Annotated in this window: 13 protein-coding genes; 1 reads left to right on the forward strand and 12 read right to left on the reverse strand. The window is 42.6% G+C overall.

Annotation, left to right across the window (positions count from 1 at the left end; all coding sequences use genetic code 11):
- Positions 1-48: 48 nt before the first annotated feature.
- The 12 genes from AACS00_RS07295 to AACS00_RS07350 form a co-directional block, all read right to left on the reverse strand.
- Entirely contained in the window at positions 49-1,728 is a 1,680-nt protein-coding gene (locus AACS00_RS07295; RefSeq protein ID WP_181397513.1) for a DUF3466 family protein, read from the reverse strand.
- Between the two features lie 8 nt (positions 1,729-1,736).
- A complete protein-coding gene (locus AACS00_RS07300; protein ID WP_110166957.1) occupies positions 1,737-3,656 on the reverse strand; it encodes an ABC transporter ATP-binding protein in 1,920 nt (639 codons plus the stop codon).
- Positions 3,657-3,752: 96 nt separating this feature from the next.
- Positions 3,753-5,900, reverse strand: a complete 2,148-nt coding sequence (gene rlmKL / locus AACS00_RS07305) for a bifunctional 23S rRNA (guanine(2069)-N(7))-methyltransferase RlmK/23S rRNA (guanine(2445)-N(2))-methyltransferase RlmL (protein WP_110166958.1) — start codon at positions 5,898-5,900, stop codon at positions 3,753-3,755.
- A 552-nt stretch (positions 5,901-6,452) separates the two neighbouring features.
- Complete coding sequence (locus tag AACS00_RS07310; RefSeq protein WP_072669103.1) at positions 6,453-6,998, reverse strand: cell division protein ZapC; 546 nt, start codon at positions 6,996-6,998, stop codon at positions 6,453-6,455.
- A gap of 165 nt (positions 6,999-7,163) precedes the next feature.
- On the reverse strand, positions 7,164-8,174 hold the full coding sequence (gene pyrD, locus AACS00_RS07315; protein ID WP_110166959.1) for a quinone-dependent dihydroorotate dehydrogenase: 1,011 nt from the start codon (positions 8,172-8,174) through the stop codon (positions 7,164-7,166).
- Between the two features lie 70 nt (positions 8,175-8,244).
- Positions 8,245-13,086 carry an NAD-glutamate dehydrogenase gene (locus AACS00_RS07320; RefSeq protein WP_110166960.1) on the reverse strand — a complete coding sequence of 1,614 codons (4,842 nt, stop codon included), beginning with the start codon at positions 13,084-13,086 and terminating at the stop codon, positions 8,245-8,247.
- A gap of 184 nt (positions 13,087-13,270) precedes the next feature.
- Complete coding sequence (locus tag AACS00_RS07325) at positions 13,271-13,492, reverse strand: DUF2835 domain-containing protein (RefSeq protein ID WP_040904316.1); 222 nt, start codon at positions 13,490-13,492, stop codon at positions 13,271-13,273.
- A 72-nt stretch (positions 13,493-13,564) separates the two neighbouring features.
- On the reverse strand, positions 13,565-16,174 hold the full coding sequence (gene pepN, locus AACS00_RS07330) for an aminopeptidase N (protein WP_110166961.1): 2,610 nt from the start codon (positions 16,172-16,174) through the stop codon (positions 13,565-13,567).
- A gap of 266 nt (positions 16,175-16,440) precedes the next feature.
- Complete coding sequence (locus AACS00_RS07335) at positions 16,441-17,115, reverse strand: hypothetical protein (RefSeq protein WP_072669099.1); 675 nt, start codon at positions 17,113-17,115, stop codon at positions 16,441-16,443.
- Between the two features lie 182 nt (positions 17,116-17,297).
- Entirely contained in the window at positions 17,298-19,295 is a 1,998-nt protein-coding gene (gene prc / locus AACS00_RS07340; protein ID WP_110166962.1) for a carboxy terminal-processing peptidase, read from the reverse strand.
- Between the two features lie 17 nt (positions 19,296-19,312).
- A complete protein-coding gene (gene proQ / locus AACS00_RS07345) occupies positions 19,313-19,945 on the reverse strand; it encodes an RNA chaperone ProQ (protein WP_004395295.1) in 633 nt (210 codons plus the stop codon).
- A gap of 101 nt (positions 19,946-20,046) precedes the next feature.
- A complete protein-coding gene (locus AACS00_RS07350; protein WP_110166963.1) occupies positions 20,047-20,520 on the reverse strand; it encodes a GAF domain-containing protein in 474 nt (157 codons plus the stop codon).
- Between the two features lie 84 nt (positions 20,521-20,604).
- On the opposite strand from AACS00_RS07350, the gene AACS00_RS07355 reads away from it, so the two are divergent.
- Complete coding sequence (locus AACS00_RS07355) at positions 20,605-22,395, forward strand: ABC transporter ATP-binding protein (protein WP_110166964.1); 1,791 nt, start codon at positions 20,605-20,607, stop codon at positions 22,393-22,395.
- The last annotated feature ends 5 nt before the right edge of the window (positions 22,396-22,400 follow it).

Raw genomic sequence — 22,400 nt, forward strand, 5'->3', positions numbered from 1 at the left:
GGCATAAGTCCAAAATTGTGAACCTATGCCTCGTTTGACAAATTTTAACTATTTTCTACGGAACCAAAGTAAGCCACCAAGAATCAAAGACCACAATCCGAGTCCAGCACCATTACGCTCTGCCACTGGATCATCCGTACCTCGAGGAGAAATATTCTCATAGGTCTGCCCCGCAATTGGTACTAGTTTAACTGCGACCGTTTTCTCTTGTCCTTTTCCTGCACCACATTGAGCATTGTGCGCAGTAGAATCATAACCACCAGTACATTTTAGTGCGGTGGCCGCGATTATACCGGCATCATTAATATCGGTAGCCGCAATAATTCGATATTGGTTATTGTCTCCAGAAAACGCCCCACCATTGGTTAAATCATCTAATAACCACGCACGGTTGTTGAAAATAGCCTGGCGTTCAGGAACACTACCTTGATCTAAAGTGCCATAAGGATAAATAAATCCTCGCTTACGACGCGGTTTGCCGCCTACTTCGCGAGTTTCTTCGGTATCAATCTGCCCGACGATTTCATTAAAGTTATTGATGGCTCCCGCTTTACCCCCCGCTCCAGCAAAAAATATACTGCTATTTAAGAAGTTAGCTTTAGGATCGTCAATCTCTGGAACAACAAATAACCGATTAGCGTAAGCTCCACTTTCAGCACGAGATAATTTAGCCTCACCAATCGCAATGCCATTCTTATTCACGGCCGTTAACAGCGAATTAGAGTGAATAAAATCACCGCTAGTACCGTTTTCTCGCACGGTTGCTCCTGCAACTGGCTTAGTAATCCAATTGCTTTCTCCTACTTTTACCGAAGAAACGCTGGCTTGCATAAAGTTACGGTCGTCATAGAAGGTGTTATAACCTACCGCGTAAATATTACCGCCTTTGACCGTAACATCTCGCAGACTACCTTGCGCTAAACGATTATCTCGTTCTGGATTTGTCGTTTGCCAAGGGATTTCCGTTATTGTACCTGAGCTGTCCCAAATCGCGCCTTTAGAGGTGTAAAAGTTACCTTGGTTATTTGTTTTTTCGTGAGCAATACTGCCGACCGTGTAAGTTTCATCGGTTTTCCAAGCGCGAGTTTGCAAGCCATCATTGATATCGATCAATTCATTGGCGACTAAGGCTTTCACCGAGTTACGTCGTGAACCAGTAACATCACCGACAGCAATTTTAATTCCGATAGGCTTTGCATCTGAAGTTAAACTATTGACGACGACATTCTTAGTTTCATCAATGGGTGTCGCTTGACCTTCAATAAAAGCAATAGAGTTTGGCGTTTGATCGCTATTAATTTCTTTCTTCCAAACATTCCAACGAATGTCTGCCCAAGTTTCACAAATGGCATAGCGTAGAGCCGTACGACAATAACGCTCAAAATCTCTTGCATCATCTTGTACATAGATAAATCCGTTATCTATCCCAAATGGTGCCTCTTCACGGTAACTAAGACCATCGATAGCTTGTCCAGCATGGGTGGCGACAAGGCGAGTTTCACCGGCAAGTTTAAACGATGATGCACAATCTGTTGTCCCATCGGCAAAGCAACCTAATGGATTATCATCGGCAACATTACCCGGTTGAATCGCGACCCCATAAACACTTTCAAAAGCAAAAGTAGTTGGTGGAGTAACCTCAATCACTTGATACAGTGCCGCTGAGGCCGATGTGGTTGACAGAATCATCGCGCTGATCGCTGTCAGCTTAAACATGTTACTACTTATTGGTTTCATTAACTTTCCTGTTGCATCGCTTCAAGCTCTTCCCAACGCTCAAAAGCTACTTCGAGCGCCTGCTCAGTGGCCGCTAGCTTATCTAATATCGGTTGTGTGTGCTCTACAGGCTGGCTGAAAAAATCAGCGTCATTGATTTGCAGCTGTAGCGTCTCAATCTCAGTTTCAAACTGTTCAAGTTTGGCAGGCAGTTCTTCTAACTCACGCTGCAACTTATAAGATAACTTTTTAAGTTTCGGTTTTACTTCGCTGGCTTTAGCTGGTTTATCAACAGCTTTAACTGGCTTTATCGGCTCAACATCCGTAAGACGAGTCTGTAAGACCTGTTGCCGCTGCTGCTGCGCATCATGATATCCGCCAACGAACTCTTCAATAACGCCATTACCCTCAAAAATCCAACTGGTGGTCACGGTATTGTCGACAAACTCACGATCGTGGCTCACCAATAATAATGTACCCTGGTAATTGGCAAGCAAATCTTCTAAAAGTTCCAATGTTTCGATATCTAAATCGTTGGTTGGTTCATCGAGCACCAATAAGTTATTGGATTTTAGGAAAATCCGCGCCAGTAATAAGCGGTTTTTCTCACCACCAGACAGAGCTTTCACCGGCGTTCGAGCCCGTTTAGGCGCGAAGAGAAAATCTTGCAGGTAACTTAACGCATGACGTGGTCGCCCTGCAACCATCACCTCTTGTTTACCATCAGCAAGGTTATCAATCACCGATTTCTCAGGATCGAGTAGCTCTCGATATTGATCAAAGTAAGCGACTTCAAGTTTCGTACCACAATGCAAACGGCCACTGTCAGCGGTTAATTCACCGAGTAACAGCTTTAATAACGTACTCTTACCACAGCCATTTGGGCCGATTAAGGCGATTCTATCGCCACGCATGATATTAAAGCTGAAATCGTTAACGATCGATTTACCATCAATCGAATAACACAAATGTTCCGCTTCAAAGACAATTTTGCCTGAGCGGGAGCCATCATCAATCTTAAGGTTAACCTTGCCCTGCACTTCACGTCGCTGACTGCGTTCTTCACGAAGTTTTTTCAGGGCTCGCACTCGTCCTTCATTACGAGTACGGCGTGCTTTAATGCCTTGGCGAATCCACACTTCTTCTTGAGCTAATTTTTTATCAAATTCAGCATTTTGCATTTCTTCAACGCGTAATTGCTCTTCTTTCTCAACTAAATACTGATCATAGTTACCGGGGAAAGAATTTAACTTGCCGCGATCTAAATCGACAATGCGTGTTGCCATTGATTTAATAAAAGTTCGGTCGTGAGAAATAAAAATAATCGAACCACGAAAATCTTTCAAAAAGCCTTCTAACCATTCGATGGTTGTCACGTCCAAATGGTTGGTTGGTTCATCGAGCAGCAATACATCTGGCTCGCAAACCAAGGCGCGAGCTAAAGCAGCTTTACGCTGCCATCCACCGGATAAATCGGTAAGCTTAGTTTGCCCATTCAATTTCAGGGCGGTTAATACATTATTGATTCTATCTTCAAAGCGCCATGCACCAGTGTGATCCAGTTGCTCTTGAACTGCTGATAATTTCTTAATATTGGCATCGGTGGGCGAATGGGTAACAAGATCCAAAAGATCTTGATAGATCTTGAGCTGCTCACCAGCCTCTGCTAGACCTCCGGCAACATAATCATACACAGTACCTTCTTGATCACGAGGAGGATCTTGTTCTAAACGTGAGACCACCACATCTTGCATGATCTGCATCTTACCATCATCGAGTAAGACTTCTTTTGCCAACACCTTCATCAGCGTTGATTTACCTGCCCCGTTGCGACCCACAAGACATACCCGTTCGTTTTCTTGCAGCGCAAAATCTGCATGATCGAGCAAAGGATGATCACCGAACGCCAGTAACCCATTATGAATGGTAATTAATGCCATGTTTTTTCAAACCACTGAGTTAATTGATTAAAACAACAAGGTGAAGAGAATATCTCCACCAAGTAAGCTGAACATTGGTTACATTGTCACTTAAAATCACACTAAACCAGGTTGCTGCGGTTGATGAGTGACTAACCAGCAGTTATGGATTTGCTTGTTACGCTCAAAATCCATTGGCAGTGTTTGAGTTGATATATTTTGCGCCAATAAACCAAGCTCTTGTAGCGAGTCCATGTCCATTTTGAAATGACGCTTATTATTTGAGAAAACTATAGTGCCACCTGGGCGCAGAATACGCTTAAGATTCTTCATCAATAAAATATGGTCTCTTTGCACATCAAACGACTGTTCCATTCGCTTCGAATTAGAAAAAGTCGGTGGATCAATAAAAATAAGATCATACTGGCCTTTGGCATTATCTAGCCATTGTAAACAGTCAGCTTGTTCAAACTGGTGCCGTTTTCCTACTTGACCATTGAGCTTCATGTTCTCTTTTGCCCATTCTAAGTAGGTATTGGACATATCAACGGTCGTGGTCGACGTAGCCCCACCACACGCAGCGTGTACGGTTGCCGAGCCGGTATAAGCAAAGAGATTTAAGAAGTCGCATCCTTTCGCCATTTGACCTAAACGGCGACGCGTCAGCTTATGGTCGAGGAATAAACCAGTATCGAGGTAATCATGCAGATTGACCAACAATTTGACACCATACTCGTTAACCGCAAAGGTTTGAGATTGTTGAGCCATCTTTTGATACTGAGCACTGCCTTTTTGACGTTCACGGACTTTTAATACGACCTTGTTGGCATCAACGCCCGTTACCTGAATCGCAGCACGGATAATATCGGTTAAACGACGTTTAGCCGTTTCTTCAGGAATGGTTTTAGGTGGCGCATACTCTTGGATGACCAATTGATCAACATAAACGTCAATTGCAACGTTATATTCAGGCAAATCGGCATCATAAATACGATAGCAGTCTAAGCCTTCGCGTTTAGCCCATTTGGCAATTTTAGCGAGATTTTTTTTCAAACGATTGGAAAAATCAGGCGCAATCTGCTGCGTCGGAGCTTGCTGCATCCCCTCTAATTGAGCCTGTTCGCGCTCAGCAATCAGGTAATTCTTTTGGTGACAAGGTAACGCACCATTATTTAATTTAAACTGTTTTTCTGCTCGCATGCGCAAACAGCTTAATAACTCATCCGAACCAGAGAAAATAGAGGCTTGGCAGCCGCCAAACTCTGTTTTTAATTGAGCGCCGAAGGCCGTGTACAAGGCAATAAGACCGGGATGAGTGCCTAATCGCTCACCATAAGGTGGATTACAAATGATCACTCCCTGAGTAAACTCTGCAGGACGAGTCAACTTCGCAGCATCACCAACGTCAAATTGAATTAAGCTCTCTACACCGGCTCGACGTGCGTTGTCTTTAGCCATTTGTAAAACACGGCTGTCATTATCAAAGCCGAAAAACCTTGCGTCAGTTTTCTTGACACCCTTTCTCGCTTGCACCGTTGCTTCAGCTTTCACTTCTGCCCACAGTTCTGGTTGAAAATCTTCTAATGCTTCAAAACACCATTTGGCTCTTTTCAAACCCGGAGCAATATTCGCCGCCATCATCGCAGCTTCAATCAATAAGGTACCAGAACCACACATTGGATCGAGTAAAGGCTTGCTATTTTCCCAGCCACTGCGTAATACAATCGCCGCCGCTAATGTTTCTCGCAATGGAGCTCGGCCCGACTCAGGGCGGTAACCACGAATATGTAAACCCGCTCCTACCATATCAATACCAAGTAGCGCTTTATCTTTATGTAAACGAACGTGAATTCTTACATCGGGTTGCTCTTTATTGATCGAAGGGCGTGGCAAGTTTTTCTTAGTAAAACAATCAACAATCGCATCTTTAACCTTCATCGCACCATACTGGCTATTACGAATTTCACGGTTAGTACCATTAAAGTCGACGACAAACTGCTTCGAACTATGAAAATGATTAACCCAGTTAATCGCACTAGCGGAAAGGTATAAGTCCATATCATTTTGGCAGGCAAACTCGGCAACAACGCGAACAAATCGAGAAGCTAATCGACTCCATAAACAGCAACGGTAAATCTGTTCATTGGAAGCGGTAAATTTCACCCCAGCCTGAACGGGTTTTACATTAGTGATGCCTAATTGTGTGAGTTCTTCGGCTAATAGATTTTCAAGGCCGTTTGAGGTTACTGCTAGATATTGATTCATAAGGTTCTTTAACTGGTAAAAATGGCCTCAGATTATAACTGACATTAAAGGCCATTCCTAAAGTTAAACAGAGCATTTTACAAAAAATCATCCCCATTCATGGCTTAACTCTTTATCGATATCTAAACCCCTTAGCATGGCAACTGTTCAAGTAAAGACAACTCTATCTGATACAAACTTACTACAACATCACTGATGGCTATCCGTTAATAATTTTCTTGACTGATATTACTCATTTATCAGCAACGTTTTTATTGCTCCAACAACGGAGTGAGTATTTATTCACTACTAATCTGGACTATACCAGAGCTGGTTATTGGTTGTAATAAAACGCCATTTGGGCGCAAACAAGGAAGTTTTTGGGCCTTACCGCTTAATTAGCCCCCTTCATTTGTGTAACTTTTAGGAAATTAATTGCTCAATTTTGCGCAGAATATCGCGCTCTTTCCGTCGATAAAAAATGCTCGGTGAGCGTTTTTAGTAAACTAGAGGCAAAAAAAATCGGCAGAATGCCGATGGGAAATAAAACAAAGGAACGAAATAGTGAGGAGATTAACTAACCAAAGCAACTCGCTCTGGCTGAAGGATATGATTGGCGATAGACATTCGATCATGCATGACCTTAATCACTTGTCCAAACTCTAATTGCTTCGTACTGCTTAATGTAAATGGCGCTAACTCTATTAATACACATAAACTCGCACTCTCTCCAACCTCAAGTACGATAAAAAAACCTTGATTAAAGCTGTTCACTAAACTAACGATATCACCCTCTTCAGGTTTAATGTCAGTAGCTGATTGATAATCAAAAAACCAGCTCTTTGGCTGCACTGGCTTATGGAAACGCTTCGCCGCTACGCAATACAGTGCCAACTCGACTTGACGAGGCTCAGTGAGTTGAAGGCCACTGACTCGTTCTTTATAGGTTTGGTAATCGGAAGCATCATCAACTGTAAATGAAGGATTTGAGAAAGCTGAATCCACCAATAGGTTGCGACTCAGATTGGTACGAAAGACCATCTCTTGTCCAAGGTCCAGCATCAAATAGCCTTCACTATCTGAATAGTACCAACTCCATTTATCACTGGGCTTTAGCATTATTCCGGCTCTCTATTTGCTGATAATCAAACCAATCAGATAAAAATTTCTTACCTATTAGTGCATTCTAGGAAGCATGGAATAAAAAAAAAGAGGAAATGAGTTACTCACTTCCTCTTTATGTCACCTTGTCACTTTTAAAAAATCAGAACCTAATTCAATGCGTTATAAGTTCTTTACGATATCACTGACCAATTTAGGGCCATGATAAATAAAGCCACTGTACACTTGGACTAACTTAGCACCGGCGAGTAATTTTTCTTTCGCTGCCACATAGCTATCCACGCCACCCACACCAATAATTGGAATTTGTTCACCGAGTTGTTGATACAGTAGTTTTACAACTTCAGTACTGCGTGATTGCAGTGGACGGCCACTCAGTCCCCCTGCCTCATTGGCAAACTTCATGCCTTCCACTAAAGAACGATCTAAAGTGGTATTGGTGGCGATTACCCCATCAATATTGTACTTGAGTAAAGATTGGCAAATTTGCTGCAATTCATCATCGGTTAAATCTGGAGCAATTTTTAATGCGAGAGGTACATATTTATTGTGCAACTCAGCGAGAGCGGTCTGCTTCTGCTTTAAGACACCGAGCAATTCATCTAGAGCTTCACCATATTGTAACGTTCGTAATCCTGGTGTATTAGGTGAAGAAATATTTACCGCGATATAACCTGCATAAGGATACACCTTCTCCATGCAGATTAAATAATCTTCAGCTCCCTTTTCAATTGGCGTGTCTTTATTTTTTCCAATATTAATTCCAATGATGCCATCATAATTCGCTTGCTTTACTTTCTCGACTAAATGATCAACACCTAGATTATTAAAGCCCATTCGATTGATAATGCCTTCCGCATGAACTAAGCGAAATAATCGTGGCTTATCATTACCAAGTTGTGGTTTAGGTGTCACCGTGCCCACTTCAATAAATCCAAAGCCCATCGCGGCAAAAGCATCGATACATTCGCCATTTTTGTCGAGCCCAGCGGCTAAACCAACAGGATTTTTAAAGGTGAGTCCCATGCATTCGACAGGACGATGAGGAAGGTGTTGACGATAGAAGAGATCAAGCGGTGTACCGGTAAAACGTTTGAAATTTTGAATGGCGAGATCATGCGCCCTTTCAGCATCCAATTGAAAAAAGCCAGCTCTGGCTAAGCGGTAAAGCATTGTGCCTCCGAAAAAAAGCCCCGTATAAACGGGGCATTATTATTGACCTATTCGTAACACAATTCAATGCTTATTCGGTCGCCACACAATTTAAGTTGAGCAACATCAATTCACGCATCGCTACTGAAAACTTAGCAAACTCATGAACCGAGCCCACTTTAAATTCATTAAGAATGTTTTCCCAACGCTGCAATGAAATGCTGTTATTGTCCATCCAACGTTGCAGAGCATGAATGACATCGGCAGTCTCTGAACCATTGACCGCATTGAGCACTTGCGCTGTTAATTGACGCTGCTGCCAGTCGAGATCTTCTCTAAATGCCGCTCTTGCCAATGCCTGCCAGTTATTTTCAACCGCTTGGTTATTAATCTGTTTTAAGAACCAATGAATCGACAGACGATCACCCAAATTAAAGTATAATTTAGCGACATGCTCAACTGGAATCGCCTTCTCATGAGAGACTGTGGATATATCCAGCACAGAGTAAAGACTGGATAGACGAGCAACATAATGCGCTAAATCCGAATTGATGCCTTGCTCTATCCAGCTATTCGCCAGCAGATCATGTTCAGCAACTTCATCAGCCACCAGCAAAGTATCTAACTGACAAGTAATACTGCGTACATCTGATTGGTACTGATCAATGAGCGCTTGTACGGACTGTTTTCCAGTGCGATTACGCAGCAACCAGCGAGAGAGTCGACGTAACGTTCGACGAACTTGGAACATCACTTGATATTGAGCACTCGCAGTGGCTTGATTATCCAACGAGCGAACTTGCTGCAATACGTTGCCAAGTTCGAAGATTTCACGGGCAGCGGCATAAGAATGAGCTATATCCGTGACGCTAGCTCCAGTCTCTTCTTGCAAACGCGTCACAAAATTGCAGCCCATTTCATTAACCATTTGGTTAGCTAACGCGGTGGCAATGATTTCTTTGCGCAGTGGATGGTTGTGCATCTGCTGCGAATAGTCACCACGTAACTTTGATGGGAAGTACTGAATCAATTGCTGCGCATGGAACTGATCATTAGCTATCTCATCACAAGCCAACTCCTCTTTTAAGGCCATTTTTCCATAGGCCACCAGCACTGCAAGCTCTGGTCGAGTTAATGCAAAACCTTGTTTCTCTCTTTCTAACAACGTTTCGTCATCAGGAATATGCTCTAAGGCTCGGTCAAGATAGCCCGTTTTCTCCATGTGGTGAATAAAACGAATTTGCTCTTTAACCACCTCAACGCCCAATTGCTCGGTCACCGAAATAGACTCTGATTGAGTGTAAGCATCTTCAATAACAATTTCACCGACTTCCTCTTCCATGGATTCTAGGATGTGGTTGCGCTGTTTTACGGTTAGATCGCCATTGGCAACTAAACCATTCAAGAAGATCTTAATATTGACTTCATTATCCGAGCAATCAACCCCACCTACGTTGTCAACGAAATCGGTATTCACTCGCCCACCAGTGAGCGCGTACTCTACCCGCCCTTGCTGAGTCATACCTAAGTTGCCGCCTTCACCAATAATTTTCGCTTTGACTTCACGACCGTCAATACGCAGTGCATCATTCGCTCTATCGCCAACATCGGCATGCGATTCTTTCGATGACTTAATATAAGTGCCGATCCCACCATTCCACAGAAGATCAACCTGCATTTTCAGGATCATCTTGATCAGTTCATTAGGAGCGGCTGACGCTTTCTTAGTACCAAGCATCTTTTGTATTTCAGGGCTGAGCGTGATTGATTTCGCTTTGCGTGAGAAAACGCCGCCACCTTGCGAGATCAAGCTTGGGTCATAATCTTCCCAGCTAGAGCGAGGTAATTGGAACAGACGTTGCCGCTCTTGCCAGCTCTTTTGAGCATCTGGACTTGGATCAATAAAGATATGCAGATGGTTAAAAGCGGCTTGTAAACGAATATGTTGCGATAACAACATACCATTACCAAACACATCGCCCGCCATATCGCCGATACCGACCGCGGTAAAATCCGTCGTTTGACAGTTAATACCGAGTTCACGGAAATGACGTTTAACCGATTCCCAACCACCACGAGCGGTAATGCCCATGGCTTTATGGTCATAACCATTAGAGCCACCAGAAGCAAAGGCATCTCCTAACCAGAATTGGTAATCCGCCGATACTGAGTTTGCTAAGTCAGAGAAGGTCGCTGTCCCTTTGTCGGCAGCGACAACCAAATAAGGATCATCTTCATCATGACGAACTACATTACGTGGTGGAACTATTTCACCTTCAACAATGTTATCGGTGACATCTAATAATGCTTGGATAAAGCGCTTGTAACAACGTTGTCCTTCGGCAAAGATTTCATCTCGTCCCGTTAGTAAGTGCTGTTTCTTACAAACAAAACCGCCTTTCGCTCCAACAGGAACAATCACGGTATTTTTGACTTGTTGGGCTTTTACTAAGCCTAAAATCTCGGTCCGGAAATCTTCTTGACGATCAGACCAACGCAAACCACCACGGGCAACTTTACCACCACGTAGATGAACCCCTTCCATATCCGGCGCATAGACAAAAATTTCAAAGGCCGGAACAGGGGCTGGAATATCAGGAATTTCCCGTGGTTTCAACTTCAGAGCTAGCCAAGGTTTCGGTTGTTGCTCTTCATCCACTTGGAAATAGTTGGTACGTAACGTTGCACAGATCATTTCCATATAGCGGCGAAGAATACGATCATCATCGAGACTTTCAACATGATCCAATTGCTCGGTTAATTGCGCAATCAACTCCGCTTGGCCTTTTTGTGAACCTTTAAATTTAGGATCAAAACGACGTACAAACAGATCAACCAACCCTTTCGCTAAATCAGGGTAATGACTTAAGGTATCTTCAATATAGTGTTGACTGAACGGGAAACCAACTTGACGCATGTAACGTGCATAAGCGCGTAAAATAGAGATCTCGCGTCCGGTTAAAGAAGCGCCAAGCACTAAGCGGTTAAAGCCATCGCTTTCTAATTCACCATGCCAAATGGCTGAAAATGCTTGTTGGAAACGATCGCGTGCTTCACGCAAATCAACTTGCTTCTCGCTCTTATGCAGCATAGAGAAATCTAGAATCCAATAGACTTGTCCATTAGTCTTCGTCACTTCGTATGGCGATTCACCGATGACACGCAAGCCAAGATTTTCGAGCATCGGCATCACATCGGACAGATGAATCGGCTCATCACGATGATACAGCTTTAAGCGTACTGCTTTAGAATCTTTCGCCTCTTCTTGAGGACGATAAAACAGCATACCGAGTTTATTTTCTTCGTTCAGTGCTTCTAATCGTTCAATATCAGACACCGCTGAGCCTGGCATGACATCTTCTTTATAAGAGCGAGGAAAAGCGCGTTGATACTCTTTGGCTAATGATAAACCTGAACTTTCGCCAAAATTGGCAATAATTGCTTCGGATAAACGGTCATCCCAGCTGGTTGATGCTTCCATTAAATTTTGCTCTATCTTCTTAACATCAATATTGGCACTGTTATTTTCTACCCGCACAATGTAGTGCGTTCTTGCTAGCGGGCTTTCAGAAAAATAGGTAGTGAATTCTACTTCTTGTTCACAACCAAAATACTGCTTTAATAAGCGCTGTGTTTGACGGCGTAGTTCGGTGTTGTAACGCTCTTTAGTAACATAAACCATGCAGCTAAAGAAACGGCCAAAGGGATCTTTGCGAACAAATAAACGGATCAGGTCGCGGTCTTGCATCTGCACAACCCCCATCCCGACTTCCAGTAGCTCTTCTTCTTTCGCTTGTAAAAGCTCGTCGCGAGGATAGTTCTCTAAAATATTATGTAGGGCCTTATAAGCATAAGACCCTGCACGATAGCCACTTGCTTTAAGAATCCGTTGTACCTTCTCGCGAACCAGTGGAATGCTTTCGACCGTTTGGTTATAAACGGCTGAGGTGTATAAACCCGTAAAACGATGCTCACCGATGACTTTACCATTGGCATCAAATTTTTTAATACCAATGTAATCGGTATACGCTGGACGATGAATGCGCGACTGTTTGTTGCCTTTAGTCAGGATCAGTAAGAAAGGCTTCTTCGCTTCTAAACGAGCAGAATCAGAAAATTGTGATAATTTTACACCACGAACCCGTTTTGGATCCGAGAATAGGCCTAGTCCCGCTTCTGGCGTAGGGCGAAGCTCGGTGTCATCATCATGATTGACCAGATCAAATTCTTTGTAGCCCATGAAAGTGAAATTATGTGCCCCTAGCCAACGTAAGAAAACAAGGGTTTCTTGGTAATGTTCAGCATCGACAGGGATATGATTTTTATCCGCTTCCAATTGTTCAATCACTTGCTCAAGCTTACTCGCCATTGGCTTCCAGTCTTGAACGACCAAAGCCGTATCACTGAGGATTTCTAGCAGCTCTTCTTTTAGCGCCGTCATCTCTTCTTTGCTGCTTAGTCTATCCACTTCAATGTGAAAAAGTGATTGCAATGCGCCAGCGCCTTGACCAATGCTCAGCACCGCACCGTTATTGTCTCGTTCGATGTGCGTTGGGCCGTTTAGCATTAAGTGCGATGTTAAATCGAGACGACTTAAAGTCATTTTGATTGAATCAACAAGGAAAGGAGTATCGGGTACGACAATTTCAACGATCGTATGAGTCGATTGCCAACCATGTTTACTAACGGTTGGATTAAATACACGTACTGAACGTTGGTCGGCTTTCTTCTCATTAATATGATGCCAAAGACTGACCACGGCACCGTATAAATCGGATTCATTACGTTTACTAAGATCGTCTTGCGCAACATTACTAAATAGGTGTTGACCAAGTTGAGTAACAAGAGGTTGGTGAGCAAGCTCAAGTTTGTCTTGAATTAGCTGGTATACTTTTTCAAGTAGAACCGGCATCAAACTTTCACGCGCGGTCATATGCGACTCCAAATATTAGAATTATAGGCTGGTAGGGTATGCGCTAAGCATAGTTGTAACTTACGGTAATGCGAGGCCTATTGTAGTGCTTTGCTAACCGTTCGTTAACGCATTTGGACGCAATTGATAGTGAAATGTTTAATAATGTGACAGGCGTAGCGATTCAAATCACCACAAATTTACCTCAGGACAGCATATCTAACTTTATAAACTTATTGTTTTGGTCAGTTGTTAGACGAAATCGACCTTTTACTCCAATTTGGCTAAGAAATGGGCGAAATTTTGCAGCTGGTAATTGTAAACGTAAGCCATGTTCGGTGGTAACTAGGATGTGACTGGCTAGCCCAGAATAATGAGCTAGGAAAGTTTGATAAGAGATATTAAGAGAGAAAAAATAATAGTTCATAATTGTACTGTATAGAGTGCTGGAAGCGACTTCCCCTTCCAGCACCCGATCAATCAATAAGTAGCGAACAAGTTAGGCTTGTTCAAGCGCTTTGCTGACTTTTTCAAATAAGTCACGTGCAAGATCATCCAGTGACTGTAACGCTTCTAACTCCTGTTTCATTAATGCTTGTCGCTGCTCGTCATAACGTCGAAACTTGAGTAACGGATCAATTAAACGAGAGGCCACTTGAGGATTACTGCTGTTTAACTCACGCAATATCTGCCCCGCAAAGCGATAACCATCACCACTAAGCGCATGGAAATTAACCGGGTTCATGGTAAAAAATGAACCAATTAAGCTACGAATGCGGTTAGGATTCTTTAAGCTAAAAGCGGAGTGTTGCATCGTGGCTTGAATGACATCTAAAGCATCTTCAGCAGGATTCGATCCTTGCAAAGCAAACCATTTGTCCATCACCAATCCATCGTGTTGCCATTTCGCGCTATAATCAGCCATCAGTGTTTCTCGACAAGCCAGCTGAGCACTATTTGCTGCGCTCATTGCGGCAATCGTATCGGTCATATTATTGGCTTGCTGATACTGACGTTGGACCAAACGGTTGCCTTGCTCAGTGAAAGCCAATAAACCTAAACAGGTATTACGTAAAGTTCGCTGGCCAATCGCCGCATGCTCAATCGAATATTCAGTCTGAGTTAATGAATGATAAGTGGCACTGAGTTCATCTTCTAGCTCAGTGGCTAACATCACTTTCAGTTCATGCAGTACTTTGGCAATCGCATCGACATCCACCTGCTTATACCAACCCGATACTTCATTATGATTCGGCAAAGCCAGCATTTCAGCGATAAAAGCTGGCTCAAGTTTATCACTGAGCAGCACACCACGAAAAGCATCGACAACCGCTTCAGGTAAGGTGACTTTTTGTTGTTGCTGAGCAGCTTCAACATTCGCTCGAATGTATTTTGCCAACAACATCTGCCCAGCATCCCATTGTGCAAAAGCGTTAGTCGCATGCATCATTAAAAAGATTAATTCTTGGTCGGTATATTGATATTCAAGTTTTACCGGAGCAGAAAACTCACGTAATAAAGATGGGATCGGTTGACTGGGGACTTTCTCAAAAACAAACGTCTGCTTCGCTTGAGTCACACTGAGGACATTAGAAACGGACTTTCCATTACACTGTAACGGAATAATTTCACCATTTTCATGATACAGCTCAATATCAAATGGAATATGCAGTGGCAATTTTTCTGGCTGATCATGTGTTGGCTCTGTGCTTTGTTCAACCGTTAACGCATATGTTTGAGCTTGCTCATCATAATGACTCGTCACTTTAAGTAGTGGTGTACCCGATTGGCTATACCATAAACGGAATTGAGTTAAATCAATACCGCTTGCCTTTTCCATTGCTAAAACAAAATCTTCACAGGTTGCTGCGGTACCATCATGACGTTCAAAATAGAGCTTCATTCCTTGCTGGAACGCTTCTTCACCTAATAAGGTATGCATCATCCGAATCACTTCACTGCCCTTTTCATAGACGGTCAGGGTGTAGAAGTTATTCATTTCTATCACTTTATCCGGACGGATAGGATGCGACATTGGGCTTGCATCTTCTGCAAATTGAGGACCACGAATAATCCGAACATTATGAATGCGATTCACCGCTCGCGAACCAAGATCAGAAGAGAATTCTTGATCGCGGAATACCGTTAAGCCTTCTTTTAAGCTTAATTGAAACCAGTCACGACAAGTAACTCGGTTCCCCGTCCAGTTATGGAAATATTCATGGCCAATCACCGCTTCAATACCAAGATAATCAGTATCCGTCGCCGTTTTCTCATTGGCTAAAACAAATTTTGAGTTAAAAATATTTAACCCTTTGTTTTCCATCGCCCCCATATTGAAAAAATCGACAGCTACGATCATATAAATATCCAGATCGTATTCTAAGCCAAACCGCTGCTCATCCCATTTCATGGAATTTTTTAGCGAAGTCATCGCATGACCTGCGCGATCTAAATTGCCTTTATCGACAAAAATTTCTAAATCAACGTTACGACCAGAACGAGTGACAAACTGGTCACGCAAGACATCAAAATCCCCCGCGACCAAAGCAAATAAATACGCAGGTTTAGGATGAGGATCGTGCCATTTTACCCAGTGACGACCATTATCGGTCTCACCTTGGGCAACTTTATTACCATTACTTAGCAAATATGGGTATAAGGCTTTGTCGGCAATCACTGTACTGGTGTATTTGGCTAACACATCTGGGCGGTCAAGGAAATAAGTGATGCGACGAAATCCTTCTGCTTCACACTGAGTACAGAAAGCCCCACCGGACTTATAGAGCCCCTCTAATGCAGTGTTACTTTGAGGATCGATTTCCGTCACAATGGTTAACTCAAACTGCTGAGGTAGTTGAGTTATTTCTAAATGAGCCTCTGACTTGGTAAAGTGTTGCCACTCTTCACCATTAATTTTTAATGATGTTAATACTAGCCCTTCACCATCTAGCAATAGTGTTGAGCTTTCAGCCTTTTGCTCAACGTGAGAAACCGCCGTAACGACAGTCGCGTGATCATGCAAATCAAAGGTTAGATCAATACGATCAATATAATGAGAGGGAGCCAGATAATCTTTACGATACTTGGCTAATGGGCTTGTCGCCATGGTCGGAATCCTTTTTGACATAAACAGATGAAGAGTAAGGTTGAGAAACCTTGATGTTAATCAACTGATCTTAATCTTGTTTTCACCAATAACAACCCCTAGACCGAAAAAATGAGAGATTTTAATCCGCTGTATAACCAATACGCGATATTGGGTTTTAGCAATAAGGTCAAAAATAAAGGTAATAAATCGATAAAACGCCAAGTTGATAGCTCTGCTAAAAAAGAAAATCTTCAATTGGTGCGACATTGTAGAGAAAAGATCGACTAACGAATTCGATTTAATTCGGCGTAGAGCATGCCCTGTTCAATGTCTAACGTTAAGCGATTTTGGTTAAGTTGAAAGCGCGTATTATGTTCACCATGGGGATACAACAGGACCAATTGTTCATCTTCGGTATAAAACACCCCTTGTTGCACGGTTTGATTACCATTTTGTCCTGTTGCACGAAAAAAGAAGATGAAATCAGGTTGTAAAATTAAATCGAGGCTTTGTAAATTGAGAAGCGATTGATCACTGCCAGCCAATGAGTCTCCTGACCAAGTTCCCGCTAACGGGCTAGTTAACATCTTGGTAAAAATAACGCCATTAAGCATTAGTTGATTGTGATTCGCTTGATAAAAATAGTGCTGTGGTGTGCTGCTATCGATACCAAGAATCAAGCTATCTTGATTGAGCGAATATTGCCCTTGCCAGTGATCAACACTGTAGTCTTTCTTTTGTATATCGATTAAAAATGAATAATCCGACTTGAGAGTTAAGCGAACGACGAGAAAGTTTTCTTTAGATTTCTCTGGTGCAGAGTTAAACAAAAACCAATCGCCAAGCAAAAAAGGCACGTCAAACTGAGTCAGATCTTGTCTTGAGTGATAACGCGCTTCTAACTGTGGGCTCGTTGCCGTTAAGCTGAAGCAAGCAATAAATAGTGCAATCCATTTCATCGTGCCCCCTAATGCTTTTATTTTAAGCTTAGGCGGTTTCAATTTATAATGCGAAATTTCGATGAAAATCACATTATAAATTCTTCTTATCTGCACACTTATTTCAAATTAACAACGATAAAACAAACGGTTATAAAAAAGCGAGCCAGTTGGCTCGCTTTCACTCATCAAGATAGAAAAGTTCAAATCTTGAGCATATCCACCATGATCGATACTGATTCATTCAAATAAGCATCAGGAGTTTCATAATCTTTGGGAACATCACTCAAGGTCGCAAATGGTTCTTTACCAAGCGAAGCTTGACGAAGATTAATTCTATCCAATCGCTGTTTATCGGCTTGTTCCATCTCTTGCTTGCGTTGCTTTTCATTTAAAGATAGTAAGTTATCGTCTTTTTCTGCTTGATATTTTTCAATATCCTGCAAGATGAAGCCAAATTCTTGATCCGCTAAGATTCGAGCTTGATGGCGTTGATCGAGTTTAGCGATCGTCGCACTAAAGTCATGCAACACTTGATATTTGACAGGATCAATACGGTCCCAAGGTAGCGCGTTCTCTTCAACACTTTCCCCTGTTTCGCTAGCATCGATAGCACTCGGGAACACAATATCAGGGATCACACCGCGATTTTGAGTACTGCCACCATCAATTCGATAAAACTTCTGAATAGTATACTGAACATAACCAAGCTCTTGTTCAAATAAATCATAGATATGATTTAAAGAGCGATGTTGCTGAACCGTACCCTTACCAAATGAATTTTCACCAAGAATAATCGCTCGACCATAGTCTTGCATGGCTGCGGCAAAAATCTCAGATGCGGAGGCACTAAATCGATTAATCAAAACCGTCATTGGACCTTGATAACTGATTTTGCCGTCAGTATCACTATTAACATTTACTCGACCATAACTATCGCGTACCTGCACAATAGGACCACTGGTAATAAATAAACCAGAAAGTGCGGTAGCTTCCGTTAATGCGCCACCACCATTATTCCGTAAATCGATGATAATACCATCGATTCCGCTGGCTTTTAGCTCAGTCAATAACTTATCGGTATCTTGTGCTAAGCCAACGTAAAAGCTAGGTACTTCAAGGACACCAATCTTTTTGCCATCTTGTTCGATAACTTTAGACTTAACCGCTCGGTCTTCAAGACGAATTTTATCTCGGACAATAGTGACAATGTGACTTTTTGCGTCATTACCTTCCGGTAAGATCTGCAGTTGCACTTTAGTGCCTTTCGGCCCTTTAATTAACTGCACGACATCATCGAGACGCCAGCCAATCACATCAACAATATCACCTTTGTCTTGACCAACACCGATAATGCGATCTCCTTCACTCAACTGTCGACTGGTCGCCGCAGGGCCACCAACGACTAACGAGCGAATCACTGTATAATCGTCCGTCATCTGTAATACCGCGCCAATCCCTTCAAGAGATAAATTCATCTCTGATTGAAACTGAGCAGCATTGCGAGGAGATAAATAGCTAGTGTGAGGATCAATCTGCCGAGCAAAGGCATTCATATAGACTTGAAAAACATCTTCGCTGTTGGTCTGAGTTAACCGCTTGATCGCATTGTTATAACGTTTAGCCAGCGTTTCTTGAATTTCTGGCCAGGTTTTCCCTGTTAATTTCAAGTTCAATGCGTCAAATTTAACGCGCTGACGCCATAGCTCATCGACTTCCGCTTGATCTTTCGGCCATGCCGCTTTAGAGCGATCACGTTCGATAAACTCATCACTATCAAAAGTCATTTCATGATCAAGAAGCGACAACGCGTATTGGAAACGTTCAAAACGTTTACGCATTGAAAGATTATACAATTCAAACGCTATCTGGTTATTACCTGCTTTTAGCTGATCATCTAACTGGGTTGACCAAGGCTTAAAAGCGTCAATATCGGCCCGAGTAAAGAGATTACGATTGTAATCCAACATGCCAACATAACGGTCGAAAATAGCTTGAGAAAACGCATCATCTAAAGAGAAGTGTTTATAGTGAGAACGAGTAAAACGTGACGTTACCCGCTTACTGGCGGTTTCATGTTGAGCTTGTGGAGTAAGAAGAGGTAAATCCTCAATCTTGAGATTGGCTTCTATCGCCTGAACAGAAAAAGCTGCCAGCCATAGGCCAGCAGCAATTGATGTTAATTTTGAACGGCATTTCATGCTTAGGAATGTCTCCTTTAAGCGCGCAAGTGCTCCGTCTTCACAACCATTTGTAGGCCGTTACCGAGTTGAACACGCACATCTTCCTTATTAATTTCAACGATGGTCGCAGCCATGTTGCCTTTGCCCATGTTCACGTTTACTTCTTTGCCAACTTTCATTTCATCGGCTTGTAACACGCGTGTTTCAACTGGTTTTTTCTCTGTCTTTGCCGTCACATCTTGTGTTTGTGCACGACGTGGTTGAGGTTTTTTCGCTTTTGGCTTGGCTTTATTGGCCTCTTCACGCACTTTCTTCGCTTGCTCTTTACGGCGCGCATCAACGCGAGCTTTGCTTTCTGCTAACGCAGCTTGAGCATGATCGACATGTTGCTGTTCAAGTTCACCACAAGCATTACCATCAAGATCAACACGAACCGCACCAGCTTTAACACCGTGCAGATAACGCCATGACGAAGTGTACTGTCTTAGCGCTGCACGAAGTTGAGTTTTGCTTACTTTAGGATCTTCATTAAGACGCTGAGCAAGATCTTGAAAAATACCAATTTTAAGAGGCTTAGCCTCACCTTCTAAAGTAAAGCAGTTAGGGAAACATTCAGCAATATACGCAATCACTTCTTTGCTGTTTTTTAACTTTTCAGTGTTTTCCATGAGGATTCCTGGTTGATGCGGCTGGTCCGCGGGGCATAAATAATAAAATATGTTCGGTATTATAGTGACCTGAGTACGAAAAACCACTGGCAAAGGCGAATTTATGCCTTGTTCGCGTGTGAATTAAGCACCTTTTCTACTTCCGTCATTAAAAATACCAGTCCTTGCTGGTCAATTTCTGAAAAGCGAGCAATAGTTGGGCTATCAATATCTAACACACCAGCCAATTGCTCGCAGATAGTGAACGGGATCACCAATTCTGAGTTACTGGCTGCATCACAAGCGATATGACCAACAAAGGCATGCACATCATCTACGCGCTGTACCGTATTAGTTGCCACAGCCGTCCCACAAACTCCACGCCCTATTGGAATTCGAACACAAGCGGGCTTACCTTGAAAAGGGCCTAACACTAATTCATCATTCTGTAAGAGATAAAAACCAACCCAGTTTAAATCGCTCAGTTCCATATTTAATAAAGCACTTAAATTCGCTAAGTTAGCCACTAAGTCAGTTTCAGATTCGAGTAAAGCCACCGCTTGTTTCGTTAAACGCTGGTAATCTGCTAAGTTCATATTCATTCCCAATAAAATTAAAGACTTCACTTACTGTTCTTCGTACAATGCCCATCAAACTAAATAGGATGCATTCTCATTATAATGATCAATAATCATGACACTATTAGCCGTTCTTGGTTGATAACTCAAGTAAAAAAACATCAACGCCCACTGCTTTTTGCCAATTTTATTGCTATCGCTGCAACATTAATCAGTGTGCCTATCCCCTTGTTAATGCCATTGATGGTCGATGAAGTTTTGCTTAATCAACCTGCTGGTGGTTTGGCGTTAATGAATACACTCTTGCCCTCTGATTGGCAAACACCCACTGGATATATCCTATTCACTTTATTACTGGTGGTGCTCATGCGCACCGGTAGCCAACTGCTGAATATTATACAAAGTCGGCAGTTTACACGGGTATCAAAAACGGTTACCTACCAAATGCGCTGTAAAATGATTGATAAACTAGGTCGAATCAGTATTCGTCAGTATGAAACACGAGGCAGCGGTGGAATTAATGCCCATCTGGTAACCGATATAGAAACCATCGATCAATTTATTGGCTCAACATTGAGTAAATTTTTAATCAGTTTGCTGACGGTATTAGGTACAGCCTTAGTACTCTTATGGCTTGATTGGCGATTAGGGTTATTTATCCTATTGGTTAACCCAATTGTTATCTATTTTTCCCGTCTACTAGGCAGCCAAGTCAAACATCTCAAAAAACGCGAGAACCAAGCATTTGAGAAATTTCAAAACCGTTTAGTCGAAACCTTAGATGGTATCTATCAGCTTAGAGCAGCCAACAAGGAACGGGAGTTTTTAACTCAACTTAAAAACAATGCCGACGAAGTACGAGCCAACGCCGATAAATACGCTTGGCAAGCTGAAGCCGCGGGACGCCTATCCTTTTTACTTTTTCTACTGGGATTTGAACTGTTTCGTGCGGTCGCGATGTTAATGGTGCTATTTAGCGACCTGACTATCGGACAAATTTTTGCGGTTTTTGGCTACTTATGGTTTATGTTAGGACCCGTACAAGAACTGCTGGGTATCCAATTTTCGTGGTATAGCGCGAAAGCGGCACTGGCCAGAATCAATACGTTATTACAGCTTGAGGAAGAGTATCGTCCAATCAGTAAAGTCAACCCATTTACTCAGCATCAACCAGTAGCGGTCATACTCTCACAAGTGAACTTTTCTTATGATGGCGAGAAAAAGGTGCTTGATGAACTGTCTTTAACTATCCCCGCTGGCAAAAAAGTCGCTTTAGTCGGAGCCAGTGGTGGCGGAAAATCAACCTTAATTCAATTACTGCTTGGAGCATATCGGGCAGATTCAGGTGAGATTTATTTTAATGGCGAACGGTGTGATGATATTGGTTTTGAGATTATCCGCAGTCAAATTGCGGTGGTATTACAACAACCTATACTTTTCAACGACACTTTAAGGCATAATTTAACCCTTGGTGGTGATTATGACGACGACTCGCTTTGGCATGCATTAGAAGTAGCGCAACTGCAAGATGTCACTCATCAACTCAGTCAAGGATTGGATACTCCTATTGGTCGTAACGGTATCCGCTTGTCTGGTGGCCAGCGCCAACGCTTAGCTATTGCTAGAATGGTATTAAGTGATCCGAAATTGGTGATTTTGGATGAAGCAACATCAGCACTCGATACCGCGACCGAAGCTGCACTGCATCTTGCATTAAGTGGATTTTTAAAAGGACGAACCACGCTGATTGTTGCCCATCGTCTGTCGGCCGTGAAACAAGCCGATTTGATTTATGTATTAGAAGATGGGCGAGTGAGTCAAATTGGTACACATGGAGAGTTACTTGAACAGCAAGGACTTTATCAAACATTATATGGCGCTATTCAGTCATAACTCTA

It is taken from the genome of Vibrio sp. 11986-1-5 (assembly GCF_963878025.1).
Taxonomy (GTDB): Bacteria; Pseudomonadota; Gammaproteobacteria; order Enterobacterales; family Vibrionaceae; genus Vibrio; species Vibrio injensis.